Below are 23,597 nucleotides of genomic sequence, written 5' to 3' on the forward strand. Positions count from 1 at the left end.
GGCGAGATGGCTCGGCAGCCCGATGCGGGTGCGCAAGGTCAGCCCCAGCCCGGCCGCCACGGCCGCCCAGATGCCGGCGACGCTGGGGCTGGTCAGGGCGATCCGCCAGGGAATATGCGCCTCGTCCAGGGCCTGGGTGGCGGCACTGCGCAGCACGCACGGGGCATCGAACAGGATCAGCGGCAGTGGCGAGTCCGCCGGCAGCGGCGGCATGTCGCGCGCGCCGATCCAGTGCATCTGGGTTTCGCCCAGGCGCGTGGCATGGGGCGATGGCTGCCCCGTGTCCCAGGCCAGCGCCAGGTCCAGGCCGTCGCTGTCGATCAGGGCAAGCAGTTCGGCATTGCGCGCGATCCTGACTTCGAGATTCACCCGTGGGTAGGTCTTGACGAAGCGGCGGAGGATATCGCTGAGAAAGTGCTCGCCAAAGTCCTCCTGCAACCCCAGGCGTACCGTCCCGGCGGTCTGCTGTTCATGCAGGGTCTGGAAAATGCTGTCGTTCAGTTCCAGGAGCCGGCGGGCATGGCTGAGCAGCGACTCGCCGGTGGGCGTCAGGGCCAGCCCTCGACCGGACCTGGCCAGTACCGGCGTGCCGATCTGCTCCTCGAGTTTCTTGAGCTGGGCGCTCACCGCGGAGGTCGAGCGGCCGAGTCGATCTGCTGCCTTGGCAAAGCTGTTGAACTCCACGCCGGTGACAAAGGTACGCAGTACATCGAGGTCGAAGGTCGGACGGCGCATTCGAATAGTTCACTGATTCGGGATTGTGGCTTCCATTAAATCCAATATTCGGGATGGTTTCGAGTTGATATTTTTCTCCCGTCATTGGGTTATTCAACGAGGAAGCATCATGGATACAGCGATGGGGCAGGGGCGAGAGCCTGAGTACACGCAAAAATTCGCCGACCTGACCAGGGATGTGCTGTTCGGCGATATCTGGCAGCGCACCCAGCTGTCGGCTCGGGAGCGCAGCCTGGTGACGGTGGCGGCGCTGGTGGCGTTGTACCGCCTGGAGCAGTTGCCGTTTCATCTGCAGCGGGCGCTGGACAACGGCCTGGGGCGCGACGAGTTGGCTGAGGTGATCACCCATCTGGCGTTCTATTCCGGCTGGCCGACGGCCGCCTCGGCGCTGAAGGTGCTCAGCGATCTACAGGGTTCCAGCCTCGGTTTGCAGGAGTAAGCCTTTATGCCCTTTGCCCGTATTTCCTTGCACCGCGGAAAGTCCGCCGAGTACCTGCAGGCCTTGTCGCAGGGGCTGCACGAGGCGCTGGTCGAGCGTTTCGAAGTGCCGCTGGCGGACCGCTTCCAGATCATTCACCAACATGAAGCGGGCGAGCTGATATTCGACCGCGATTATCTGGGCGGCCCGCGCAGCCATGACTTTGTGCTGATCGCGATCACCGCCGGCCGGCCTCGATCGGTCGAGACCAAACGGCGTTTCTATCGCGACCTGGTCGAGCGGCTGGGCCGGGCGCCGGGCATCGATGCCGAGGATGTGATGGTGGTGATTACCACCACCGAGGCAGAGGACTGGTCGTTTGGCGGTGGGCGGGGCAATTAGCCTGCCTATGCGTTTCTGGTATCAGCCCTATCCAACGGATCGAAGCGCTCGCTCGTGTCCATGCGGATATTTCGCAGGCCCAGGGTTTCCAGGTGCGATGGGTACAGAGACTCGGAGAAATAGCTGATCAGGAGCGAGCGCCGGCGTGCGCCGCTCGCGTTCAGGCTGCCCGCGTGCAGCAGATCGACATCGAACACCAGGATGTCGCCGGCGGCGCCTGAAAGCTGCACGGACCGCGACTCGTCGCTGAAGTCGAATGGCGGCGCTGCCGGATCGGGACGATGGCTGCCGGGGACGATGCGGGTGGCGCCGTTCTCGGGGCCGTAGTCGTCGAAAAAAGCCAGGGCGTTGGCTATGTCGCCTGGCCGTTGGGCTGACAGGTCGCGGTGCAGCTGCTGATGGCCGCCACCGGCCAGGGGCTCGCGCCCTTCCACCTGGGAGAGAAAGAAGCGTTCCCCAATCAACTCACCCACCACCGCCAGCACCTGCGGCAGGCGACACACCGCCTGGACCTTCGAATCGGCGTCCAGCAGCGAATGGCGCCAGTCCATGCCTCGGGGCACGGGCCATTGGTTCGACGGCAGCACGCCCGCCTCGAACGTGGCGCGCAGGTCATCCAGCCATTCGGCCGGGATCGCTCGGCGCAGCAGCACGTAACCCTGTCGATGGAGTTGCTCGCGGTCAGTCATGGTTTTCTCGATTTCCTTATCAGCAATGCGTCCTGTGGAGCGGCCTGGGGCAATAACCGGTCAGTGATCAAGCGTAGCTTTAGCGAGTCCAGTGAGCGGGGCGAACAGGTTTTGTTGGAGAGGTTGTCACCATGCTGGCCCCAGACACGTATTCCCTACGCCTGGAAGAAGCGCCCGGGACGGCAGGGGGCAAGGGCAGGGGATGCCGTGCCGTCGATAATCTCCTCGCTGGCCAGGCGGCCGACTATCGCCGCCAGCGTGACGCCAGGGTGCATCGCACACACATACACGCCGCCGATATCGGGTAGATAACCGATGATGGGCGTGCCATCGACCGGCATGGGCCTGAGGCCGACACAGGCCGACTCCAGCTCGATGGAAGTAACGCCGTGGACTTGGTTCCGGATGGCCTGGGCGGTTCGTAGCGCTATCGCGGCTGGCTGGTTTTCCAGCGCGTCGTCCAGGTAATCTTCCGCCGCCAGTAGCCTGCCGTCCGTGCCTTGCCGCACTTCCATTTCCGGGTTGGAGATAAGGGTGTGCACGAGATCGGGTTGTGAGGCGTAGCGGATAAATATGGCTGGAGAGGCCGCTATTGGAAGGGGCAGGTTCAGCCGCTCGGTCAGCTGGGTGATGCCCGTCCCGGCGGCCAGCACGACAATCTCGGCCTCGAGGCTGCCCCTTGTGGTTTCGACGCCCGTCACCTGTGTACCCTGGGTGGTAAAGCCGAGCACCCGAGTCTGGGTGAGCAGCTGGGCGCCATGAGCCTGGGCACCGGCGATCAACGCATGAGTAGCTTGCACCGCGTCCAGCGCGCCTTCTTCGGCGGCATACCAGGCCTGCTGCGGGGGATGCTTGAGGTTGGGCTCGAGGTCGAGGATCTGCGAGCGCGACACCCGGGCGGCCGAAGGCGGGTTACCTGAGGCTTGCGGCTCTTCACTTGGGTTTGCGCCGTAGGACAGGGCGCCAGTCCAGCGCACCTTCAGGCCAGGCAGCTCGGTTTCGAGCCGGCGGTACTCCTGGATCGCCGCACCGCGCAATGACGCGATGGGATCGGGCCCGTTGTGGGTGGTGTTGATCCAGGCGAATGAGCGTCCCGTCACTCCAGACGCTATGTCTTCAGCCTCCACCAGAATGACCTGCGCGCCTTTGCTCGCCAGGTGATACGCCAGGGACGCGCCCACTATGCCCGCGCCAATGACCACGACTCGTTTGTTTGCCGCGTTGCCCATATCAACCTCCGTGTTGTCGAGCTGCTGAGGGTAGGGCATCCGGATGAACTGATGCCCTGGGAACCGAACGGCCCGCGTCGCTAGCTTCCTGCTATTTCTTGCGCGCTGCTATTTCTTGCACTCCGCCAACACCACTTTGCAGGTGCTGGGCGTACCGCCGGAGCGGCCGGCATAACGGATGCAGTTATTCAGGGATTTCTGGCGCGCCACACCCAGGGTGGAACCCCAGGCCAGGCCGCCTTCGCCGGAAGTGGGGAGCGCTTTGGCGTAACAGTTTGAGCCGATGCTGGCGGTCGAATAACGATACTGGGCGGCTTTGCTTGAACATCCCGCTATCAGCGCCAGGTTGATGGCGAGCAGGGAAAACAGGATCCATGACGAGTAGTTGCGTACTGCTGTTCTGGTCATTCCAGTTCCCCTGTATCAAGACGGTAGAAACGTGTTTGCAGTGCTGCTGTATTCAGCTTAGAGGGTATCGCGCCTGGCCTTGGAGCCGTCTGGCGGAGTGGGTGCGTTTGGCCCTGCCTTACGTCGGTTGCCATCCGTTTTTGCCTGATTGCCCTCATGGGTGTTGCGGCCAATGATCCTGGATTTCGTACCACGAAGCCTTGAACGCCACCTGAATGTGTTTCTGTTTATCGGCGGTGAAGGGCGTATCCAGGGTGCCCAGGGCGATCGAGATCCAGTCGGCGTGTTCGCCCTGGTCCCTGGACCAGAACAGCGACGAACCGCATTGGCCGCAAAACTGGCGCAGTACCGACTCGGAGGATCGATAGGACTGGAGGCTCTCGGCACCCTGAACGATACGCAGATCGCTGCGCAACACACTGCCATAACTGGCGAACGCCGCCCCATGGCTTTTCCGGCACTGGCTGCAATGGCAATGGGAAAGCGCCTTGGGGCGGGACGAAAGCTGGTATTTGACGGCGCCGCACAGGCAACTGCCCTGGAAGGTGTCAGTCATTTAAGGGCGCCCCTTGAAACGAAAGGGCGCCCATTTAAGCAGTCGGTGCTGGGGATGTCGAACGGTGAACCCACAACCAAAAGCGGACGTTCAACCTTCTCACTAACAGACCGCGAACAGCGTTAACGATGAAAACTGCGCACGGCGGTTCGAATGTGGGCTTTAATGCCCGGGCTTATATGCAGCCCCATGAGCTTCGACTCCATACGAAGGTGGATGCGCCTGATGGCGGGTTCAGGCTGCTGTGCACTTGTCTCATTCAAGGAAGAAATGACATTGAAAATAGCTTTCGGCGCCCTGTTGTTGACCTGGCTGGCTACTACCGCACTCGCTGACGAGAACCCTGTCGGCTTCCAAACTTCCATACTGGCGGACTCGCACAATGGGCGCGCACTGGAGATGGTCGTCTGGTACCCCAGCGCAACTACCGCAGCCACGCAGATGATTGGCGATGATGTGGTGTTCGTCGGGGCTCCTGCCGTCCGTGACGCGCCGCCCGCTGCTGGCAAGCATCCATTGTTGGTGCTCTCCCACGGGTACAGAGGTAACTGGAGCAACCAGATCTGGCTTGCCAGTGCCCTGGCTCACAGGGGTTACATCGTCGCCGCACTCAATCACCCTGGCACCACCACTCATGACCTTAGCCCTCAAGCCGCGGCGCAGTTATGGCAGCGGCCCGTCGATTTGCGCCGAGTCATTGACAGGGTCACGACTCAACCTGAAAAGTTCGGCTCGGTCGCCAATGGCCGAATTGCAGTAGTGGGCCATTCACTCGGCGGTTGGACCGCCCTGGAGATCGCCGGTGCTCGTTTCGATCCAGACCGCTTCGCCCAGGAGTGCAAAGCCCACCCGCAGTTATCAAGTTGCACCAACTATGGAAAGATAAAACCCGTAAGCACCTCGGAATCAAAGGCCGCGTTGGCCGCCGATTTGCGCGATAAACGCGTCACTGCCGTGGTTGCATTGGACTTGGGCTTTTCGCGTGGCCTGACTGATGAAAGCCTGGCCGCGCTGCCGGTACCAGCGCTGGTGATCGCTGCCGGCGCGCCGTCGCACGACCTTCCCGCTGAGTTGGAGTCTGCCAACCTGGCCAAACGCCTGCCTTCGGCGTCAAGCCGCTACGTCGAAATCAGCGACGCAAGCCATTTCAGCTTCTTGTCGGTATGCAAACCTGGCGCGGAGGTCATGCTCGAAGAAGACGTACCAGGCGATGGCATCATTTGCCGGGATGGTGACAGCGCTCGCCCGCGTGAGGTGATTCAACAGCAGGTTGCAGCGCTGATAGCCGAGTTTCTTCAGTCATCCATCGACAAAGAAGACAGTTTGTAGACTCGTGGTGCGGGAGCTGCCGCAGTTCAACAAAAAAACTGGAGCAGTTTCAACACCCGTGCAATCTGGCGGATCGGTTGAATCCACAGCCCAAGGCGGAGGTTGTGCCGGGATGGCGACCCGCCATTCATTCAAGGCAGGCTTCGGGCGTCGCCGGCAAGCTATCGAGAAACGCGGCAATCTGCCGGGCACCGCGCAAGTGCAGGGTAGGAACCAGCGGGCCTATGGCCAGGCGCATCGCCTCGATACCCGGGCGGTAGCCACGGTCGAAATTCCACACGAAGTTCAGGAAGGTCAGGAATGCCCGGTCGAGCTTTTCCGTGCAGCCTGCGGCAAGGTCAGGCCGGGGGCGGTTCATCAGGCTGCGGATGATCACCCGGGTGAAACAGGTGAGCCGCGGGGTATCGAGCCAGATGATCAGGTCGGCACGGGGCAGGCGAAGGTCGAAGGTGCGCCGGGCATAGTTGCCTTCACACACCCAGGCAGCCGGTGCGACCGCTGCGCGGACCCGTTCGCGGAACTGCTCGGCGTCGGGTTCGACCCAGCCGGGCTCCCAGAACAGTGTGTCCAGGTGGACCACGGGCAGGTTCCGGCGCTTGCCGAGGGCGCGGGCGAGGGTGGACTTGCCGCTCCCGGCATTACCCAGAATTACAATCCGTTGCATGGGAACTTCCTGTCGCAAAAAAGCCGGCGATTGTGCAGGTTTTGCGGCGCCAGTTAAAGGCGGATGGCGGGGGCGACCGCACCAGGAATGAAATGTGTGGTTCCTGAAGCCGAGCGCAGGATATCGATCCCTCCTTGTCCGCATTGGCTGTTCGTTCCGGCCGATTCCTGCCGGCCATGAAAAACCGACTCCGACCCTTTGTCGCCTGTCGGCAGCTCTCGCCTTTCAGGGGTGTCTACTGCTAGTGAGGCTCTGTAGGTACAGAGAGGAGAGCGCCATGAGCAATGAACAGGTGGCACCGGAAACCAAAGGTGTTGCAGTGCAGGTACTGGCAACCATTGACCTGGGTCCCGAGATCGAGGGGATGGCCGGGCGCCAACTCAGAATGCGTCTGGTGACCATCGAGCCTGGAGGTGTATTCGGGCCGATTCACAACCATAAAGACCGGCCAGGCGTCGTCTACATACTGGAGGGAACCATCACAGACCATCGCAATGGCCTCGACACGGACTATGGCCCGGGGCTGGGCTGGCCCGAGGACAGGGACACCACGCACTGGCTCGAGAACCGAGGAACGGTTCCGGCGCGGGAGATCTCGGTCGATATTGTCTGGCAAGAGTAAGTCCGGGCCGAACATCGATAGGGGCGGGCCCGAGGAGCGGTTCACTCAAGGCTGGTCATTCCCCGCGCCCGCCGCCCCATTGGCCGCCCCATTGGTCGGATCGCCCTCGGCCAGCATGCGGACCAGGACTTCCCGTTCCTTCACCCCAGGCACCAGGCCGCGGGTCTGGCCTTCCAGCACGGTGATGCCGTCTTCGTTGGTCATGCTGCACGTGATCATCCGCGACCTGCCGGCCTTCCAGCATTTATGATGGCCGCCTGTCCAGACTGCCCAACGCCCAACGCCCAACGCCCAACGCCCAACGCCTGACGCTGGTGATGAAACGGGTGATTCAGGACCGTTCGCTGGCGCTGTGAGGCGCGCCGGCGAATACATCAGAACAACATTTCAGGGAGATACCGATGCGTGAGCGTAAATCGGCGAGGTTGCTGGTCATCAACCCTTCGCGAAAGGTCCTGCTGTTCCGCTTCCTGCACAAGGAAGGGGCGCTGGCGGGGGATGACTATTGGGCCACGCCCGGTGGCGGGCTTGAAGGGGCAGAAACCTTCCAGCTTGCGGCGGTCCGTGAACTGCACGAGGAGACCGGTATCCGGGTCGGCACGGTTGGAGAACCGGTGGCCGATCGCCGGTTTCCCATGCAGCTGCCCAGCGGCGAGTGGGTGACCTCCGTCGAGCAGTATTTTGTCGTGCACGCGCCGGACCAGCCGCTCTCCCGTGCGGGCTGGACCTCGTCCGAGGCCCAGGTGATGGCCGATCATCGCTGGTGGTCGGCCCACGATCTGCGATCCACCGAGGCCATCGTCTGGCCGGAGTCACTGGTGGAGATGCTGGAAGAGGCGGGGGTGTTCGAGCCGTCCTTGTAGCGATTTTTCCACGCGCTAATCCTGGCTTAATCCCGCGCCATTGAGATCGCGCGCAGCCGGTTTTTTCGGCGACCTGTTTATGCGATTGGCGCAATTGTAAGAGCGGCTTTCCACCTCTAGACTCCAGCCCATGAAACGCTACCTGCGGTTTTGTCTTGTCTTCCTGATCAGCCTGGCGCTTCCCCTCAGCGGGATGGCGGGCGTCCAGGCGCCGACCGAACCTTGCCCGATGAAGACCCAGGGCATGGCGATGATGGACGACATGGGCATGGACTGCTGCAACGACATGAAAAGCCCGGCCGAGCACGGCAAACCCTGCAAGCCGGGCCAGGAATGCAAGACCGGCGGCATGCTGCAAGTCTCGATCGTCAAGCCTGCCGTGACCCTGAGCCACCCGGTTGTCCTGTTTTTCTCCAGCTATTTTTTGCCCGCGCAAAGCCCTTCCGGGGTGTGGCGACCGCCCCGGGCCTGATTCCTGTACCACACTGAGTCCCATCGCCTATTGAGGCGATGGCATATCTGCGCGCATGTCTGAAGAGTCGCGCAGGGATTCATCACAGGAATCGTCAACATGAACCCCAAGTGCTATTGCACCGGCTGGTCCCTCGTGGCCGGCCTGGCGGCAGGCGTGCTGGTATGGCCGAGCCTTGCTGGCGCCTTGACCCTCGACGAGGCGTTGCGCCTGGCCGAGAACAACGCGCCGTCGCTGAGCGCCCAGGACGCGAAAATCCAGGCCGCCAGCAGCGCGGCCATCCCCGCCGGCGAGCTGCCCGACCCCAAGCTGTTGCTGGGGGTGCAGAACTACCCCATTGGCGGCTCGGATCGCTGGCGCCTCGACCAGGACTTCATGACCATGCAGATGGTCGGGATCCGCCAGGAAATGCCCAACAGCGACAAGCGCAAGGCCCGCGTCGAGGTCGCCGCCGGGGCGGTCGAACGGGCCGCCGCCGAGCGTCGGGTGGAGCTGCTGAACGTGCGCCAGGCCACGGCCCTGGCCTGGATCGGCAGCTATTCGGTGGAGCGCAAGGCGGCGCTGCTCCAGGACTTCTACGAGGAAAACCGCCTGCTGGGCGCCACCGTGCGCGCACAGATCGCCGGTGGCCGCGGGTTACCGGCGGATGCGGTGACGCCCCGCCAGGAAGCCGCGCAACTGGCCGAGCGCGAGGACGAACTGATCAGCCAGCGGGCCCAGGCCCGGGCCGCGCTCAAGCGCTGGATCGGCGCCGCCGTCAACGACCGGCCCGTGGGACGTCTGCCCGAGTGGCCGGTGGACAGCGCAGGCTACGTGCACAAGCTGCAACACCACCCCGAACTGGCGGCGTTCGCGCCCATGACCCGCGAGGCGCAAGCCAGGGTGCATGAGGCCGAGGCCGACAAGCAGTCGGACTGGAGCTGGGAGCTGGACTACCAGCGCCGTGGCCGGGAGTTCGGCGATATGGTCAGCGTGCAGTTTTCCTGGGACCTGCCGTTGTTTCCCGGCTCGCGCCAGAACCCCAGGATCGCCGCCCGGCAGGCCGAGCTGAGCCAGCTGGAGGCCGAACGCGAAGCCCTGTCCCGGGAGCATGCCCAGCAGTTGGAAGCGCAGTTGGCCGACTATGAGCGCCTGGATCGCGCGGTGCGCCGCAACCAGCAAAGCCTGGTGCCGCTGGCCCGGGAGAAGGTCGACCTGAGCCTGGCCAGCTATCGCGCCGGCAAGGGCGACCTGGCGGCGGTGGTCGCCGCCCGCCGCGAACTGATCGAAGCCCGCCTCAAGCAGATCGACGTCGAGGAGCAGCGCGCCCTGACCAACGCGCGCCTGTATTTCGCCTATGGGGAGAGTGCGCAATGAATTCGCCGATCTGGAAAGTCGCTTCGGTGGTCGGCGTCTCGCTGGCCCTGGGAGTCGCGGGTGGTTACTGGCTGGCCCAGCCGCGCAGCGGCGAAGCGCCGGCGGTGGCGGTCGGGCAGCAGGCATCGGCCGAGCCCAAGGCGCTGTATTGGTACGACCCGATGTACCCGCAGCAGAAGTTCGACAAGCCGGGCAAGTCGCCTTTTATGGACATGCAACTGGTCCCACGCTACGCCGAGGGCCAGGGAACCCAAGGGGATGGCGCGGCAGTGCGCATCGACCCGGGCCTGACCCAGAACCTCGGCCTGCGCCTGGCCAGCGTCACGCGCGGGGTGTTGGCCAGCAGCGTCGATGCGGTCGGGGTGCTGGCGTTCAACGAGCGCGAGGTGGCGGTCGTTCAGCTGCGTACCGCGGGTTTTGTCGAACGGGTGTATGCCCGGGCCCCGGGGGATTTACTCAAGGCCAACGCGGCCCTGGCGGATATCCTGGTGCCGGAGTGGGCGGCGGCCCAGGAAGAATTCCTCGCCCTCAAGGCCAGTGGCGATGCCGCTCTGCTGGCGGCCGCCCGCCAGCGATTGCGCCTCAGCGGCATGCCGACGGCCTTGATCGCCCAGGTCGAGCGCAGTGGCAAGGTCCAGCCGAACCTGACCCTGAGCAGCCCCATCGGCGGTGTGCTGCAAGAGTTGAATGTCCGCCAGGGCATGACCCTGGCCGCCGGCGAGACCCTGGCCCGGGTCAACGGCTTGAACAGCGTCTGGCTGGCGGTGGCGGTTCCGGAGTCGCAGGCCGGCTCGCTGGTCAGCGGGCAGGTGGCCGAGGCTCGTTTGCCGGCTTTTCCCGGGGAGGTGTTCGCGGGCAAGGTCGACGCGATCCTTCCGGAGGCCAATGCCGATAGCCGCACGCTGCGGGTGCGGGTCGAGTTGCCTAACCCGCAAGGTCGGCTGCGGCCGGGCATGAGCGCCCAGGTCAGCCTCAAGCGTTCGACCCGGCAACCTCTGCTGTGGGTGCCCAGCGAGGCGGTGATTCGCACCGGCCGCCGGGCCCTGGTGATGCTCGCCGAAGACGGGGGGCGCTACCGCCCGGTGGAGGTGCAGCCAGGGCCGGACAACGCGGGCCAGACAGCGATCTTGCAAGGCCTGGAGGAGGGGCAGCAGGTGGTGGCTTCCGGGCAGTTTTTGCTGGACTCGGAAGCCAGCCTCAAGGGCATTGTCGCCGCTTCGTTGGCAGAGCCCGCAGCGGTCCTGCATGAAGCCGAAGGGCAGATCCTGGCCATCGACAGTCAGGAAGTCACGCTCGCCCATGGTCCCTTCAAGAGCCTGGGCATGCCGGCCATGACCATGACCTTTCCTCTGGCCAATCCCGGCCTGATGCAGGGCCTCAAGGTGGGCGACAAGGTGCGGGTGGCGCTGAGCCAGAGCGGCAATGAGCTGCGGGTCCAACGCCTGGATAAAACGGGGAGCCAGCCATGATCGCGGCCGTGATTCGTTGGTCGGTGGCCAACCGTTTTCTGGTGTTGCTGGCGACCCTGTTCGTCAGCGCCTGGGGTGTCTGGTCGGTGCAGAGCACGCCGGTTGACGCGCTGCCGGACCTGTCGGATGTACAGGTGATCATCCGCACGCCGTATGCGGGGCAAGCACCGCAGATCGTCGAGAACCAGGTGACCTATCCGCTGGCCACCACCATGCTCTCGGTGCCCGGGGCCAAGACCGTGCGCGGCTATTCGTTCTTCGGCGACAGCTTTGTCTACGTGCTGTTCGAGGACGGCACCGACCTGTATTGGGCCCGCTCGCGGGTGCTGGAGTACCTGAGCCAGGTCCAGAGCCGCCTGCCGGCCAGCGCCAAACCGGCGTTGGGGCCAGATGCCACCGGGGTTGGTTGGATTTTCCAGTACGCCCTGGTGGACCGCAGCGGCGGGCATGACCTGGCGCAACTGCGCGCCCTGCAAGACTGGTTCCTCAAGTTCGAGCTCAAGACCCTGCCGAACGTCGCGGAAGTCGCCACCGTGGGCGGCATGGTCAAGCAGTACCAGGTGCTGCTCGATCCGCTGAAGCTGGCCAGCCTCGGTATCACTCAGGCCGAGGTCGGCGCGGCGATCGGCAAGGCCAACCAGGAAACCGGTGGCGCGGTGCTGGAGATGGCGGAGACGGAGTTCATGGTGCGGGCTTCCGGCTACCTGAAGAGTCTCGATGACTTTCGCGCGATCCCGCTCAAGCTCGGGGCGGGTGGGGTGCCGGTGACCCTGGGCGAGGTTGCGACTGTCCAGCTCGGCCCGGAAATGCGCCGCGGTATCGGCGAGCTCGATGGCGAGGGCGAGGCGGTGGGCGGGGTGGTGATTCTGCGCAGCGGCAAGAACGCCCGGGAAACCATCGCGGCGGTGAAGACCCGGCTCGAAGAGCTGAAACACAGCCTGCCGGCGGGGGTGGAAATCGTCACCACCTACGACCGCAGCCAACTGATCGACCGCGCGGTGAGCAACCTCGGCCACAAGTTGCTGGAGGAGTTCATCGTCGTCGCCCTGGTGTGCGGGATCTTCCTCTGGCACCTGCGTTCCTCCCTGGTGGCGATCATCTCCTTGCCGATCGGCGTGTTGATCGCCTTTGTGGTGATGCGCCAGCAGGGGCTCAACGCCAACATCATGTCCCTGGGCGGCATCGCCATCGCGGTCGGGGCCATGGTCGACGCGGCGGTGGTGATGATCGAGAACGCCCACAAGAAACTCGAGGCCTGGCACCAGGCTCACCCCGGGCACACCCTGCAGGGCGAACAGCGCTGGCAGGTGATCACCGCGGCGGCGACCGAGGTCGGGCCGGCGCTGTTCTTCTGCCTGTTGATCATCACCCTGTCGTTCATTCCGGTGTTCACCCTGGAGGCCCAGGAAGGACGGTTGTTTGGTCCGCTGGCGTTCACCAAGACCTATGCCATGGCCGCGGCGGCGGGGCTGTCGGTGACCCTGGTGCCGGTGTTGATGGGCTACTGGATTCGCGGGCGGATTCCCAACGAGCAGCAGAACCCGCTGAACCGTGGGTTGATCCGCCTCTATCAACCGGCGCTGGACGCGGTATTGCGCAGGCCCCGGGCGACCTTGCTGCTGGCCTTGCTGGTGTTCCTCAGCGCGCTATGGCCGCTCTCGCGCCTGGGGGGCGAGTTCCTGCCGCCGCTGGACGAGGGCGACCTGCTGTACATGCCTTCGGCGCTGCCGGGGCTGTCGGCGCAGAAGGCGGCGCAGCTGTTGCAACAGACCGACCGGCTGATCAAGAGCGTGCCTGAGGTCGAGCATGTGTTCGGCAAGGCCGGCCGCGCGGAAACCGCCACTGACCCGGCGCCCCTGGAGATGTTCGAAACCATCATCCGGTTCAAGCCCCATGAGCAGTGGCGCCCCGGCATGACCGCGGAAAAACTGGTGGCCGAGCTGGACCGGGTGGTGCGGGTGCCGGGGCTGACCAATATCTGGATTCCGCCGATTCGCAACCGTGTGGACATGCTCGCCACCGGCATCAAGAGCCCGATCGGGGTCAAGGTGGCCGGCAGCGACCTGCGGCAGATCGATGCGGTGACCCAGGCCGTCGAGCGGGTGGCCAGGGAGGTGCCCGGGGTCAGTTCGGCGCTGGCGGAGCGCCTGACGGGGGGCCGCTATATCGACGTGGACATCGATCGCCAGGCGGCTGCGCGCTACGGCCTGAATATCGCCGACGTGCAGTCGATCGTCAGTGGCGCCATCGGCGGGGAAAACATCGGCGAGACCATCGAAGGCCTGGCCCGCTTCCCGATCAGCCTGCGTTACCCCCGGGATTGGCGGGACTCGCTGGGGGGTCTGGAGCAGCTGCCGATCTACACCCCGCTGGGCAGCCAGATCACCCTCGGCACTGTGGCCAGGGTCAAGGTCAGCGATGGTCCACCGATGCTCAAGAGCGAAAACGCCCGGCCTTCGGGCTGGGTGTATGTCGATGTGCGCGGGCGGGATATTGCCTCGGTGGTCGCCGACCTGCGCCGGGCGGTCAGCGAGCAGGTGCGCTTGCAGCCGGGCATGAGCCTGGGCTATTCCGGGCAGTTCGAGTTTCTCGAACGGGCCAATGCCCGGCTCGCGTGGCTGGTGCCGGCCACCTTGCTGATCATCTTCGTGCTGCTGTACCTGACCTTCGCCCGCTTCGACGAGGCCTTGCTGATCATGGCCACGCTGCCGTTCGCCCTGACGGGCGGGGCGTGGTTTCTCTACTGGCTGGGGTTCAACCTGTCGGTGGCCACCGGCGTCGGTTTTATCGCCCTGGCCGGGGTGTCCGCCGAGTTCGGCGTGATCATGCTGCTGTACCTGAAGAACGCCTGGGCCGAACGCCAGGAGTCCGGCGAGGGCAGCGAGCGCGGGCTGCTCGCGGCGATTCGCGAAGGCGCGGTGCAGCGTGTGCGCCCCAAGGCCATGACCGTGGCGGTGATCATCGCCGGCCTGTTGCCGATCCTGCTGGACAGCGGCACCGGCAGCGAAGTGATGAGCCGCATCGCCGCGCCCATGGTCGGCGGCATGCTCACCGCGCCCTTGCTGTCGCTGTTCGTCATCCCGGCGGCCTATCGCCTGATGCGCCGCCGGCACCTTCCTGTTGTCTCCCACACTCAAGGAAAAAACCTATGAAACTGATCCAGATCGCATTCGCTGGCACCCTGGCCACGCTGTCCCTCGCTGCCTACGCGCAGGACATGCCCGGCATGAAAATGGACGGCATGCCGATGAAGCAGGAAGCCCGGCAGGCTCGACAGGCCACTGCCGAGGGCACGATCAAGGCCATCGATACCGCGAAGCAGCGGGTGACCATCGCCCACGGCGCCGTCCCCGCCGTGCAATGGCCGCCGATGACCATGGCCTTTGCCGCGACCGCGCAGCAGCTGCAAGGGCTGGCGATCGGCGACCGGGTGACCTTCGTATTCCACCTGGAAGGCGGCGCGGCCACTATCGTTTCCATCAGGAAGTAAAACCGCGAGGCCGGCATGTGCAGGCATGCCGGCCTCGCGCTCATTATTCACAGCAGCGCCGTCGATTCGTTCCTCTCTCTACCATCCAACAGAGGGAACGCCCGATGAACAACACCGAACTCAGCCACCTCATCCTCAGCGACCACTCGCGTATCGAGGCCGCCATCAGTACCGGCGCGGCCTGGGAAGTCTGGTTCCAGGTCGAGTTTCTGATGCTGCTGCGCGCAGCGCACCTGGGGGTCGCTCGCGAAGTGCCTTACCCACCGCCGAACCAGGCCTTGCACCTCGACGTGCTGGCCCGGCACAACGTCGAGAGTTATGCCATCGAAGTGAAAGTCGAAAGCGCTACCAATGCCGGCAACAAGCTGTTGGCGGAAACCCGCAAGGACATCGAGAAGATTGCCAAATACACCGAGCCGGTCGATGCCCGCTGGGTGGTTTCCCTGGCCTACAGCGACGTGGCCAAACACTCGTTGCGCGGGTTCACTGTGCAGAACAACGGCCATGCCATCTACCATGAGTCCGGCGCGATCGGCTGCATGATCGTCACGGTTTGACCCCTCGCCGGCGACAGGAGGACCCACGGCCCTCCTGTCGCCGGGTTGGTTTTTCCAGGGCATGCCCTGACGCTGAGGACGGTCAGGCCAGCCTCAAAGACGATCCGCATCGATCACCGCCTGGGCGAACGCACGCGGGTCTTCCTGCGGCAGGTTGTGGCCGATGCCGCCGCTGATCAGGCGGAACTGGTATTTGCCGGTGAAACGCTTGGCGTAGTCCGCGGGGTTCGGGTGCGGTGCGCCGTTGGCATCGCCTTCCAGGGTGATGGTCGGTACGCCGATGGCCGGGGCCGTGGCCAGTTTCTGCTCCAGCGCGGCGTAGCGGCTTTCGCCTTGAACCAGCCCCAGGCGCCAGCGGTAGTTGAACACCGTGATGTCGACATGGTCGGGGTTGTCCAGGGCCTTGGCGCTGCGCTCGAAGGTGGCGTCGTCGAACTTCCATTGCGGCGAGGCCAGTTGCCAGATCAGCTTGGCGAAGTCGTGGGTGTTTTTCTCGTAGCCGGCGCGACCGCGCTCGGTGGCGAAATAGAACTGGTACCACCACTGCAACTCGGCCTTGGGCGGCAGCGGGTTCTGCCCGGCCGCCTGGTTGCCGATCAGGTAGCCGCTGACCGACACCAGCGCCTTGACCCGCTCCGGCCACAGCGCCGAGACGATGTCCGCCGAACGTGCGCCCCAGTCATAACCGCCGAGCACCGCTTGCTTGATCTTCAGTGCATCCATGAAATCGATGACGTCGCTGGCCAATGCGGCCGGCTGGCCATTGCGCAGGGTTTTCGCCGACAGGAAACGGGTATCGCCGTAGCCGCGGGCATAGGGCATCAGTACCCGATAACCCTTGGCGGCCAGCAAGGGCGCGACCTCGTCATAGCTGTGAATGTCGTACGGCCAGCCGTGCAGCAGAATCACCACCGGGCCGTCGGCGGGGCCGGTTTCGGCGTAGGCCACGTCCAGCAGCCCGGCGTTGACATGCTTCAGCGGGCCGAACGGCGAAGGGGCGGCATAAGTGGTGCCGCTGCCCGCGTCGGGTTGCGCCGCTGCGGGCGTCTGCGCCTGGGCCGTGCCGAGGAGGCCGAACAGGCTGAGGGCCAGGATCGACGCGCCGATTGTGGGGTTGCGCAGTGTCATCTTCATGCTGATCTCTCCATTGGATTGCAAGCCGTGGGGCGGGGGACCTGGCTGATCCCCTTCAACCTGGGTTGCATTTGACGGCCGCGACGTATCTGGCCTGTGTCCGGATCCCGGGGCGGATGCAAGCGCGTGTACCGGGGAGGGCGGTAGATACAGTGCGATACATGACGTAGCCCGCGAGTCCTCGCGGATAGCCGTGGCAGGGCACGAAGCCGTTCGTGTGTCCGGTCCGGCGACGGTTTTCGGCCGCGCCGTGGCCCCGTCGGACGCTTTGCTCGGAGGCAATGTCTGCTGCGTGGGCAAATTTCCATTGCCAGATCCGGGTCATTGGAGGTAGTTTGTAAAACGATTTAGTAAAACGTTTTACTAAACTCGTGAAAATGTCGCAAAACAACAACAAAAGAGAACAGCCTCATGCCTCTGACCCGACGTCGCTTCGTGCAGTGTGCCGCCCTCAGTGCCGGCGCACTGGCCCTGCCTTCCATCGCCCGTGCCGCCCCTTCGGTATTGCGCTTGTCCTCGACCATGACGGCGGACGAGAACTCGGCGCACTACCTGTTCTACCAACGCCTGGCCGAGAACCTGAAACAGTCCGTGGGCGACCGCATCCGTATCGATTTTTTCCCCAACGGCCAACTCGGCAAAGAGGCCGATGTGGTGCAACAGGTGCGCCTGGGGTCGATCGACCTGATGGTCTCCGGGAGTTCGATCTGGGCCACGGCCCTGCCGGAACTGGCTCTGCTGGACCTGGGGTTCCTGTTCGACAGCTACGAGCATGTCGCCCGCTCCGTGGATGGCGGCGTCGGCGAGATCTACAACGGGCTGCTGCGCGAGCGCACCGGTTGCTCGGTCGTGGGCTGGGGCGCGCATTTCAGCGCGCGCAGCGTCTATACCAAGCCGCCGATCAAGGATCTCGAGAGCATCAGGAATACCAAGCTGCGGGTCCTGCCGACCCAGGCGTTCATCGAAACCTTCAAGCTGCTGGGCGCGATCCCGACCCCCATTGCCTTCAACGAGGTCTACACCGCCATCCAGACGGGGGTGGTGGAAGGCTTCGAACACGATGCCGCCAGCGTACTGGCCAACAAGCTCGCCGAAGTGGTGAGCCACTGCTGGCAGACCGACCATTTGTTCAGCCCTTGCATTGCCGTGATCGGCAAGCGCGGGCTGGCGAAGATTCCCGCCGACCTGCAACCGGTGTTCATGGCGGCTGCCCGGGAGGCCAGCGTGTCCCAGCGCCGGGCGGCCGCGATCAAAGGCGCCGAAGCCATCGCCGCGCTGGGCAAGGGCGGCATGACCTTCTTCCCCATGGCTGACGCCGAGCGTGCCAGCGTCCGTACCCTCATGCGCGACAAGCTCTGGCTGCCATTCACCCGGACCACGCCATCCATGGCTTCGGTGCTGGGGCTTATCGACGCGGCCAGGGCGTGATCCAGGCCAGCCCCCATAACAAGAGGAGACAGACACCATGAGTTCATCCGACGCTCTCGCTGTCGCGGATCAAGTGGTAGAGGAACATCCCGGGCACACCCACGCAGCGGCCGCCATGGCCGACGACTGGGGCTTTGCCACAACACCGGGCAGTGGCAGCCTGCTGGCGCTGCTGTGTCGGTGGGTCGAACGCCTGTGCGCGGTGGTGCTGGCATTGGACGTGGCGGTGGTGTTCGTCTCGGTGATCCTGCGCTACTTCGTGCATCACCCGGTGGACTGGGCCGAGGAAGTTGCCCGTGGCCTGATGGTCATGCTGGTGTTTCTCGGCGGCGCTACGGTGCTGGCCCGCAAGCAACATGTACAGGTGGACTTCTTCCGCGCGCTGTTGCCCGCCGGCTGGCAGCAGGCCGCGCAGCAGACCGGGGGCTGGTTGGTCGCGGGCACGGCGGCGGGGCTGGCGTTCTCGTCCTGGCTGTTGCTGGAAGACTCGGTCAACGTCGTGACTCCGATGGGCTTGCCGCAGTGGCTGAATGTGCTGCCGGTCTTCGTCGGCGCGCTGCTGATGACGGCGGTGGGCATTGCCAATGCCGTCAACGGCGCCACTGCCGTCACCTGGCTGACCTTGCTCGGCTGCCTGCTGGTCGGCGGCTCGGTGTATGCCTGGAACACCCTGGTCGAGGCTTACGCCCTGCAACCCTGGGGGCTGCTGGTCGGCGGCTTCTTCGGCGGCCTGCTGGCGGGGGTACCGATTGCCTTCGTCCTGGCCCTGTGCGCCTTGCTGTACTTCATCGGCGATCCGTCGCTGCCGATGGTGATCTACTCGCAGCAGGTCATGGCCGGGATGGATCACTTCGTGTTGCTGGCGATTCCGTTTTTCGTGCTGGCGGGGCTGCTGATGGAAGCCAACGGCATGTCCTCGCGCCTGATCGAACTGCTGGTGCGGCTCTTCGGCCGGGTACGGGGCTCGATGAACCTGATCGCTATCCTGGCCACGGCATTTTTCTCCGGCGTGTCGGGTTCGAAGCTGGCGGATATCGCCGCGGTAGGCGGGATCGTCGTGCCCGCCGTGCGCCGCACCCGACAGGACCCGGCGGAGACCGCGGCGGTCCTGGCGGCCTCCGGGGTGATGGCGGAAACCATCCCGCCGTGCATCAACATGATCATCATGGGCTTCGTCGCGAACATTTCGATCGGCGGCCTGTTCCTCGCCGGCATCGTGCCGGCGGCGATGCTCGCCCTGGGCCTGGCGACCCTGGCGGTGATCTTCGGACGCAAGGTCGACCCCGCCCTGGCCTTCCCCTCGCGCCGGCCGGTCGTGCGTCTGCTGGGGGGTGCGCTGGTGGCGCTGATCATGGTGACGATGATCGGCAAGGGCGTGACCTCCGGCGTGGCCACCTCCACCGAGGTGTCGGCGTTCGCGGTGGTCTACGCGCTACTGGTGGGCGGGCTGACTTTCCGCGAGCTGACGTTCAAAGGCATCGCCAGGCTGTTCGTGCGCTCGGCCTCGATGGCCGCGGGTATCCTGTTCATCATCGCCGCCGCCTCCAGCCTGGCGTTCGCCCTGACGATCCTGCAGATTCCGTCGATCATTTCCGACTTCATGCTGGCCTTGGCGCATGACTATGGCCCCGTGGCGTTTATGATCACCTCGGTGATCATCATGGTGGTGTTCGGCGCGGTGCTCGAAGGCGCGCCGGCGCTGATCATCTTCGGCCCGCTGCTGGTGCCGATCGCGGTGCAGGTGGGCGTCAGTCCTTTTCACTTCGGCACCGTCGCGGTGATCGCCATGGGCCTGGGGTTGTTCTCGCCGCCGTTCGGCCTGGGGTTGTTCGCCACCTGCGCGATGACCGGCACGCGGGTCGAGGAGGTTTCCCGGCGGATGGTCAAATACCTCTGCCTGCTGGCGGCGATGCTGATTCTGATTGTCCTGGTGCCATCGATTTCCCTGTGGCTGCCGCGCACTTTCAATATGGGTTAATGCAAAACATGACGACGATTCACGATGTGGCCGCTCTGGCGGGGGTTTCGGTCAGCTCTGTGTCCAATGTGCTCAACCAGCGCACCGACAAGCTCAGCGCCGATACCTTCGCTCGCGTCGAAGCGGCGATTCTCAAGCTCGGCTACCAGCCCAACCGGGTGGCACGGCAGCTCAAGACTGGCCATACGCCGATGCTCGGCCTGCTGGTTCCGTCCACCGCCAACCCGATGTACGGGCAGATCGCCCTGAAGATCGAGGCCGCCGCCCGGGCGCAGTTTTCCTACCGGCTGCTGCTGGGCAACACCCATCGCGACAAGCAGCAGGAGGCCGGGATGTTCGATGACCTGCTGTCGTTCGGCGTGCGTTCGGTGATCGTGGTCTCGTCCCAGGACGACGAGCGTCACCTGGAGGCCGCGGTACAGCGTGGGCTGACGGTCGTCAGTTACGACCGGCAAACCACCGAGGACGGCGACTCGCGGGTGGACCATGTGTCGCCGGATAACTTCCAGGCGGGCTATATCGCCGCCGCGCACTTGATCGAACACGGTCATCGGCGCCTGGCGTTTCTGGTGCCCAGCGGCAAGACCATCAGCCGTACGGCGAAGATCGAGGGCTTTCGCGAGCGCGCCGCGCAGGAGGGCGCGCAGGTCAGCGCCACCGTCATCGAAGGCCCGGTGCTCGAGACGTTCGGCGATTCGGAGCTTGCCGACCTGGGATTCGCCATGGCGGCCGATCTGGCGGCGATGACGCCCAGGCCGACCGGTGTAGTCACCGTCAACGACATGCTCGCCATGGGCCTGATGTCCGGGCTCATCCAGGCGGGGCTGCGGGTGCCCGAGGACATCTCGGTGGTCGGCATGGACGGCCTGTCCATTGCCGCGTTCAGCAACCCCAGCCTGACGTCGGTGGCCATGCCGCTGACCGAGATGGCCGACATCATGGTCCAGCGCGCGGTCGAACGTTCCCGCGACCCACAGCTGCCCGCCGTCAATCTGGTGTTCCAGCCAATGCTGATTTCCCGACATTCGGTGGCCCGGCCCGGCGCCGACAAGCGAGCGTGACCATGACTGAAATCTTCCTGACCCATGCCCCCGGCGTGCGCGCCAATTACTACGCCGAGCAGCCGCTCAGGCAGCTTCAGGCCCTGGGCAATGTCCGGCTCAACGATTCGCCCGATCCGCTGTCGCTGGAGCAACTGGTCGATCAGGCACAGGGCTGCTCGATCATTGTCGCCAGCCGCGAGGCGGCCGCGCCCGCCGAACTGTTCGAACGCCTGCCACAGCTTGCGGCGATCTGCCGGGTGGCGGTGGACATCCGCAACATCGATGTTGAAGCCGCCAGCCGTCACGGCGTGCTGGTCACCCATGCGACGCCGGGGTTCGACCGCTCGGTGAGCGAATGGGTGATCGGCGTGATGATCGACCTGGCGCGGGGCATCAGCCGCGCGGCCGCCGACTACTGGCAGGGCAGGGCGCCGCAGGTGCTCATGGGGCGGGAGTTGCGCGGGGCGACGCTGGGGATCATCGGTTACGGCTTCATTGGCAAATGCCTGGCCGACATTGCTCGGCTGCTGCAGATGCGCGTCTGGGTCAATGACCCGAATGCCCGGGTCGATGAGCCCGGCATCGAACAGGTGTCGTTCGAGCAGGCCGTCGGCGGCGCCGACTACGTGGTCTGCCTCGCGCCGGCGGTCGAGCGGACCTACAACCTGTTCGGGCGCGAGGCCTTTCGCGCGATGCGCCCCGGCGCGTTCTTCATCAATGCCTCGCGCGGGGAACTGGTGGACGACGCGGCCCTGCTCGAGGCGCTGGAGCAGGGGCTGATCGGCGGCTGTGCGCTGGATGTCGGGCGCGCGCCAGACCAGATGCCCGGGCCGCTGCTGGCCGCCCATCCCAAGGTCATTGCCAGCCCGCACATCGGTGGGCTGACACCCGAAGCCAGCGAGCATCAGGCCATGGACACCGTGCGCCAGGTCCAGGCCCTGCTCGCAGGACGAGTTCCGCAGGGGGCGGTGAACCTGGCGCGCGCAGACCGCGCCCGGGATGTATTCCGGCTGCAATCCCACTAACCAGGAGTACCCGCGACTATGACCTTGCCCAGCCACGCCACTGACTGCCACGTGCACGTGTACGACCCCGGGCGCTTTGCGGCGCCATCGCCGGTCCCGACCGCGACCTGGAGCGAATACGCGCGGGTGCAACGGCAACTGGGCCTGCAGCGCGCGGTGCTGGTCCAGCCAGTGGGGTACGGCTTTGACAATGCCTGCCTGCTGGATGCGCTGGTCCAGGCCGGCCAGGCAGCGCGGGGCATCGCCGTGATCAAGGCTGAAACGCGCTGGAGCGAACTGTCCCGCCTGCATCAGCAAGGCGTGCGCGGCGTGCGTTTCATGATGGTGCCGGGGGCGGGCGGGGTGCTGCCCTGGGACGCGCTGGAAAGGATTTCCTGGCGTATTGCCGAACTCGGCTGGGTGATCAATCTGCAACTCGACGGCCGCGACCTGCCTGATTATCAGGAGCGTCTGCTGGCGTTGCCGAGCCGGCTGAGCATCGACCATGTGGGCAAGTTCCTCGAGCCGGTCCCCGTTGGCCATGCTGCCTTCAAGACCCTGTTGCGCTTGCTGGACGGCGGCAATACCTGGGTCAAGCTTTCCGCGCCTTACGAAACCTCCCGGGTCGGCGCGCCGCTGTACGAGGATGTCGGCGTACTGGCCCAGACGCTGATCAACAGCCACCCGGAACGTTGCCTGTGGGCAAGCAACTGGCCGCACCCGGGGCGCGACCCGAGGCCGAGCGACAGCGCCATGCTCGACCTGCTGTCCCACTGGGCCACGGACGGCACCTGGCGCCGGCGCATCCTGGCGGATAACCCGGCGGTCCTTTACGGCTTCGACGACTGAGGCGGCTAGCGGGCGGTGCCCGGCAGGACGGCGCGAACCCTGGCCCTGGTCGCATAAATTTGAAATGCGCGGCATTGCCCGACAGAATCGCGCCCCGATCCGGCCACAGGCGCCGGACGTTCGTGGTGAAAAGGGGCGGCAGTTGAACCAACAGACATTGTCCATGCGCCTGGAGCGCGTGGCGGCGCATGTGCCAGCGGGTGCGCGCCTGGCCGATATCGGCTCGGATCACGGTTACCTGCCGGTGGCATTGCTGCGCCGTGGCCTTATCGCCGCGGCGGTGGCCGGCGAGGTGGCATTGACGCCGTTCCACGCGGCCCAGCGCAGCGTGCGCGAAAACGCCCTGGACTCGGGCATTAGCGTGCGCCTGGCCAACGGCCTGATGGCGATCGAACCGGAAGATGGGATCACGGCGATCAGTATCTGCGGCATGGGCGGCGAGACCATTCGCGACATCCTCGACAGCAGCAAGGCGCGCCTGAATGGCGAGGAACGCCTGATCCTGCAACCCAACGGCGGCGAGCAACCCCTGCGCCAATGGCTGATGGAGCATGGCTACCGCATCCTCTGCGAGGAAGTGCTGCGGGAAAACCGCTTTTTCTACGAAATCATCGTCGCCGAGCGCGCCGGGCCGGTGAGCTACACCGCCGAGGAACTGTACTTCGGCCCGCTGCAGCTACAGGCCCGCAGCCCGGCCTTCCTGGCCAAGTGGCAACGCATGCTGCGCCTGAAACAGAAGACCCTGGCCCACTTCGCCCGGGCACGGCAGGCCGTACCCGAGGAGAAGGTCCAGGACATCGCCCGGCAGACCCGGTGGATCAGCGAGTTGCTGGCTTGAGGCGTGGTCCAGGATTTGCGTGAGGCGAGAGGGCTCTGAGTCAACCTGGAATTCGTAGAGACAG

24 protein-coding genes and 2 pseudogenes are annotated in these 23,597 nt (G+C 65.0%); 18 read left to right on the forward strand and 8 right to left on the reverse strand.

Annotated features, from left to right (window positions below; all coding sequences use genetic code 11):
* On the reverse strand, positions 1–735 hold a 735-nt coding region (locus tag DK261_RS21545; protein ID WP_110176964.1), incomplete at its 3' end, for a LysR substrate-binding domain-containing protein.
* 109 nt (positions 736–844) lie between these two features.
* On the opposite strand from DK261_RS21545, the gene DK261_RS21550 reads away from it, so the two are divergent.
* Both DK261_RS21550 and DK261_RS21555 read left to right on the forward strand, forming a co-directional pair.
* Positions 845–1,174 carry a carboxymuconolactone decarboxylase family protein gene (locus tag DK261_RS21550; RefSeq protein ID WP_164486603.1) on the forward strand — a complete coding sequence of 110 codons (330 nt, stop codon included), beginning with the start codon at positions 845–847 and terminating at the stop codon, positions 1,172–1,174.
* A 6-nt stretch (positions 1,175–1,180) separates the two neighbouring features.
* Positions 1,181–1,555 carry a tautomerase family protein gene (locus tag DK261_RS21555; RefSeq protein WP_009048563.1) on the forward strand — a complete coding sequence of 125 codons (375 nt, stop codon included), beginning with the start codon at positions 1,181–1,183 and terminating at the stop codon, positions 1,553–1,555.
* 5 nt (positions 1,556–1,560) lie between these two features.
* On the opposite strand, the gene DK261_RS21560 is transcribed toward DK261_RS21555, so the two are convergent.
* The 4 genes from DK261_RS21560 to DK261_RS21575 form a co-directional block, all read right to left on the reverse strand.
* Positions 1,561–2,244, reverse strand: a complete 684-nt coding sequence (locus DK261_RS21560) for a phytanoyl-CoA dioxygenase family protein (RefSeq protein WP_110176318.1) — start codon at positions 2,242–2,244, stop codon at positions 1,561–1,563.
* Between the two features lie 155 nt (positions 2,245–2,399).
* Complete coding sequence (locus DK261_RS21565; protein WP_110176966.1) at positions 2,400–3,473, reverse strand: FAD-binding oxidoreductase; 1,074 nt, start codon at positions 3,471–3,473, stop codon at positions 2,400–2,402.
* Between the two features lie 108 nt (positions 3,474–3,581).
* Positions 3,582–3,881: a hypothetical protein gene (locus DK261_RS21570; protein ID WP_053268834.1), complete on the reverse strand. Its 300-nt coding sequence runs from the start codon at positions 3,879–3,881 to the stop codon at positions 3,582–3,584.
* A gap of 154 nt (positions 3,882–4,035) precedes the next feature.
* Positions 4,036–4,437, reverse strand: coding sequence for a GFA family protein (locus DK261_RS21575; RefSeq protein ID WP_016704530.1), 402 nt, complete (start codon positions 4,435–4,437; stop codon positions 4,036–4,038).
* A gap of 276 nt (positions 4,438–4,713) precedes the next feature.
* On the opposite strand from DK261_RS21575, the gene DK261_RS21580 reads away from it, so the two are divergent.
* Positions 4,714–5,766 carry an alpha/beta fold hydrolase gene (locus DK261_RS21580; RefSeq protein ID WP_028682352.1) on the forward strand — a complete coding sequence of 351 codons (1,053 nt, stop codon included), beginning with the start codon at positions 4,714–4,716 and terminating at the stop codon, positions 5,764–5,766.
* 127 nt (positions 5,767–5,893) lie between these two features.
* Here DK261_RS21580 and DK261_RS21585 read toward each other — a convergent pair whose 3' ends face one another.
* Positions 5,894–6,430: an ATPase AAA gene (locus tag DK261_RS21585; protein ID WP_041990169.1), complete on the reverse strand. Its 537-nt coding sequence runs from the start codon at positions 6,428–6,430 to the stop codon at positions 5,894–5,896.
* Between the two features lie 277 nt (positions 6,431–6,707).
* On the opposite strand from DK261_RS21585, the gene DK261_RS21590 reads away from it, so the two are divergent.
* Positions 6,708–7,052, forward strand: coding sequence for a cupin domain-containing protein (locus tag DK261_RS21590; RefSeq protein ID WP_009048570.1), 345 nt, complete (start codon positions 6,708–6,710; stop codon positions 7,050–7,052).
* 45 nt (positions 7,053–7,097) lie between these two features.
* Here the strand turns inward: DK261_RS21590 and DK261_RS21595 are convergent.
* Positions 7,098–7,259, reverse strand: a pseudogene (locus DK261_RS21595) (acyl dehydratase); the annotation flags it as partial.
* Here DK261_RS21595 and DK261_RS33945 point away from each other — a divergent pair.
* From DK261_RS33945 to DK261_RS21635, 8 genes and pseudogenes are all read left to right on the forward strand, one after another.
* Positions 7,255–7,408: pseudogene (locus DK261_RS33945) on the forward strand (AsnC family transcriptional regulator); the annotation flags it as partial. The pseudogenes DK261_RS21595 and DK261_RS33945 sit on opposite strands and share 5 nt — an antisense overlap.
* Positions 7,409–7,453: 45 nt before the next feature.
* A complete protein-coding gene (locus DK261_RS21605) occupies positions 7,454–7,915 on the forward strand; it encodes an NUDIX hydrolase (protein ID WP_101282297.1) in 462 nt (153 codons plus the stop codon).
* Positions 7,916–8,045: 130 nt separating this feature from the next.
* Entirely contained in the window at positions 8,046–8,387 is a 342-nt protein-coding gene (locus DK261_RS21610; RefSeq protein WP_016704534.1) for a hypothetical protein, read from the forward strand.
* 99 nt (positions 8,388–8,486) lie between these two features.
* A complete protein-coding gene (locus tag DK261_RS21615; RefSeq protein WP_110176319.1) occupies positions 8,487–9,743 on the forward strand; it encodes a TolC family protein in 1,257 nt (418 codons plus the stop codon).
* Entirely contained in the window at positions 9,740–11,212 is a 1,473-nt protein-coding gene (locus DK261_RS21620) for an efflux RND transporter periplasmic adaptor subunit (protein WP_110176321.1), read from the forward strand. The genes DK261_RS21615 and DK261_RS21620 overlap by 4 nt, the downstream gene beginning before the upstream one ends.
* Positions 11,209–14,364 carry an efflux RND transporter permease subunit gene (locus DK261_RS21625; RefSeq protein ID WP_110176324.1) on the forward strand — a complete coding sequence of 1,052 codons (3,156 nt, stop codon included), beginning with the start codon at positions 11,209–11,211 and terminating at the stop codon, positions 14,362–14,364. The genes DK261_RS21620 and DK261_RS21625 overlap by 4 nt, the downstream gene beginning before the upstream one ends.
* A complete protein-coding gene (locus DK261_RS21630) occupies positions 14,361–14,702 on the forward strand; it encodes a copper-binding protein (protein WP_110176326.1) in 342 nt (113 codons plus the stop codon). Before DK261_RS21625 ends, DK261_RS21630 begins: the two co-directional genes overlap by 4 nt.
* A 104-nt stretch (positions 14,703–14,806) precedes the next feature.
* A complete protein-coding gene (locus DK261_RS21635; protein WP_009048580.1) occupies positions 14,807–15,259 on the forward strand; it encodes a hypothetical protein in 453 nt (150 codons plus the stop codon).
* A 93-nt stretch (positions 15,260–15,352) separates the two neighbouring features.
* Here DK261_RS21635 and DK261_RS21640 read toward each other — a convergent pair whose 3' ends face one another.
* Complete coding sequence (locus DK261_RS21640; RefSeq protein WP_110176328.1) at positions 15,353–16,393, reverse strand: alpha/beta fold hydrolase; 1,041 nt, start codon at positions 16,391–16,393, stop codon at positions 15,353–15,355.
* A gap of 411 nt (positions 16,394–16,804) precedes the next feature.
* Between DK261_RS21640 and DK261_RS21645 the strand changes: the two genes are divergently transcribed.
* From DK261_RS21645 to DK261_RS21670, 6 genes are all read left to right on the forward strand, one after another.
* Entirely contained in the window at positions 16,805–17,821 is a 1,017-nt protein-coding gene (locus tag DK261_RS21645; RefSeq protein WP_038631911.1) for a TRAP transporter substrate-binding protein, read from the forward strand.
* A 37-nt stretch (positions 17,822–17,858) separates the two neighbouring features.
* Positions 17,859–19,799 (forward strand): TRAP transporter large permease subunit, encoded by a 1,941-nt coding sequence (locus DK261_RS21650; protein ID WP_206425618.1) that lies wholly within the window; start codon positions 17,859–17,861, stop codon positions 19,797–19,799.
* A gap of 8 nt (positions 19,800–19,807) precedes the next feature.
* A complete protein-coding gene (locus tag DK261_RS21655; RefSeq protein ID WP_037005878.1) occupies positions 19,808–20,860 on the forward strand; it encodes a LacI family DNA-binding transcriptional regulator in 1,053 nt (350 codons plus the stop codon).
* A gap of 2 nt (positions 20,861–20,862) precedes the next feature.
* A complete protein-coding gene (locus DK261_RS21660; protein ID WP_053268841.1) occupies positions 20,863–21,867 on the forward strand; it encodes an NAD(P)-dependent oxidoreductase in 1,005 nt (334 codons plus the stop codon).
* Between the two features lie 18 nt (positions 21,868–21,885).
* Positions 21,886–22,695: an amidohydrolase family protein gene (locus DK261_RS21665; RefSeq protein WP_053268842.1), complete on the forward strand. Its 810-nt coding sequence runs from the start codon at positions 21,886–21,888 to the stop codon at positions 22,693–22,695.
* Positions 22,696–22,837: 142 nt separating this feature from the next.
* The gene (locus DK261_RS21670; RefSeq protein ID WP_081001238.1) at positions 22,838–23,533 is read left to right on the forward strand and encodes a tRNA (adenine(22)-N(1))-methyltransferase TrmK; all 696 of its coding nucleotides are present in this window, start codon (positions 22,838–22,840) and stop codon (positions 23,531–23,533) included.
* Positions 23,534–23,597 lie beyond the last annotated feature (64 nt).

Source organism: Pseudomonas sp. RW409 (assembly GCF_003184125.1).
In the GTDB taxonomy this organism is placed as follows: domain Bacteria; phylum Pseudomonadota; class Gammaproteobacteria; order Pseudomonadales; family Pseudomonadaceae; genus Aquipseudomonas; species Aquipseudomonas chlororaphis_I.

What these genes read in the sequence shown, in the direction of transcription:
- DK261_RS21655 (WP_037005878.1), top strand. Translation starts at nt 19,808, where the DNA reads ATGACGACGATTCACGATGTGGCCGCTCTGGCGGGGGTTTCGGTCAGC.
- DK261_RS21630 (WP_110176326.1), top strand. Translation starts at nt 14,361, where the DNA reads ATGAAACTGATCCAGATCGCATTCGCTGGCACCCTGGCCACGCTGTCC.
- DK261_RS21615 (WP_110176319.1), top strand. Translation starts at nt 8,487, where the DNA reads ATGAACCCCAAGTGCTATTGCACCGGCTGGTCCCTCGTGGCCGGCCTG.
- DK261_RS21560 (WP_110176318.1), bottom strand. Translation starts at nt 2,244, where the DNA reads ATGACTGACCGCGAGCAACTCCATCGACAGGGTTACGTGCTGCTGCGC.
- DK261_RS21575 (WP_016704530.1), bottom strand. Translation starts at nt 4,437, where the DNA reads ATGACTGACACCTTCCAGGGCAGTTGCCTGTGCGGCGCCGTCAAATAC.
- DK261_RS21585 (WP_041990169.1), bottom strand. Translation starts at nt 6,430, where the DNA reads ATGCAACGGATTGTAATTCTGGGTAATGCCGGGAGCGGCAAGTCCACC.
- DK261_RS21565 (WP_110176966.1), bottom strand. Translation starts at nt 3,473, where the DNA reads ATGGGCAACGCGGCAAACAAACGAGTCGTGGTCATTGGCGCGGGCATA.
- DK261_RS21605 (WP_101282297.1), top strand. Translation starts at nt 7,454, where the DNA reads ATGCGTGAGCGTAAATCGGCGAGGTTGCTGGTCATCAACCCTTCGCGA.
- DK261_RS21665 (WP_053268842.1), top strand. Translation starts at nt 21,886, where the DNA reads ATGACCTTGCCCAGCCACGCCACTGACTGCCACGTGCACGTGTACGAC.
- DK261_RS21570 (WP_053268834.1), bottom strand. Translation starts at nt 3,881, where the DNA reads ATGACCAGAACAGCAGTACGCAACTACTCGTCATGGATCCTGTTTTCC.
- DK261_RS21620 (WP_110176321.1), top strand. Translation starts at nt 9,740, where the DNA reads ATGAATTCGCCGATCTGGAAAGTCGCTTCGGTGGTCGGCGTCTCGCTG.
- DK261_RS21640 (WP_110176328.1), bottom strand. Translation starts at nt 16,393, where the DNA reads ATGAAGATGACACTGCGCAACCCCACAATCGGCGCGTCGATCCTGGCC.
- DK261_RS21590 (WP_009048570.1), top strand. Translation starts at nt 6,708, where the DNA reads ATGAGCAATGAACAGGTGGCACCGGAAACCAAAGGTGTTGCAGTGCAG.
- DK261_RS21645 (WP_038631911.1), top strand. Translation starts at nt 16,805, where the DNA reads ATGCCTCTGACCCGACGTCGCTTCGTGCAGTGTGCCGCCCTCAGTGCC.
- DK261_RS21550 (WP_164486603.1), top strand. Translation starts at nt 845, where the DNA reads ATGGATACAGCGATGGGGCAGGGGCGAGAGCCTGAGTACACGCAAAAA.
- DK261_RS21610 (WP_016704534.1), top strand. Translation starts at nt 8,046, where the DNA reads ATGAAACGCTACCTGCGGTTTTGTCTTGTCTTCCTGATCAGCCTGGCG.
- DK261_RS21650 (WP_206425618.1), top strand. Translation starts at nt 17,859, where the DNA reads ATGAGTTCATCCGACGCTCTCGCTGTCGCGGATCAAGTGGTAGAGGAA.
- DK261_RS21660 (WP_053268841.1), top strand. Translation starts at nt 20,863, where the DNA reads ATGACTGAAATCTTCCTGACCCATGCCCCCGGCGTGCGCGCCAATTAC.
- DK261_RS21635 (WP_009048580.1), top strand. Translation starts at nt 14,807, where the DNA reads ATGAACAACACCGAACTCAGCCACCTCATCCTCAGCGACCACTCGCGT.
- DK261_RS21555 (WP_009048563.1), top strand. Translation starts at nt 1,181, where the DNA reads ATGCCCTTTGCCCGTATTTCCTTGCACCGCGGAAAGTCCGCCGAGTAC.
- DK261_RS21625 (WP_110176324.1), top strand. Translation starts at nt 11,209, where the DNA reads ATGATCGCGGCCGTGATTCGTTGGTCGGTGGCCAACCGTTTTCTGGTG.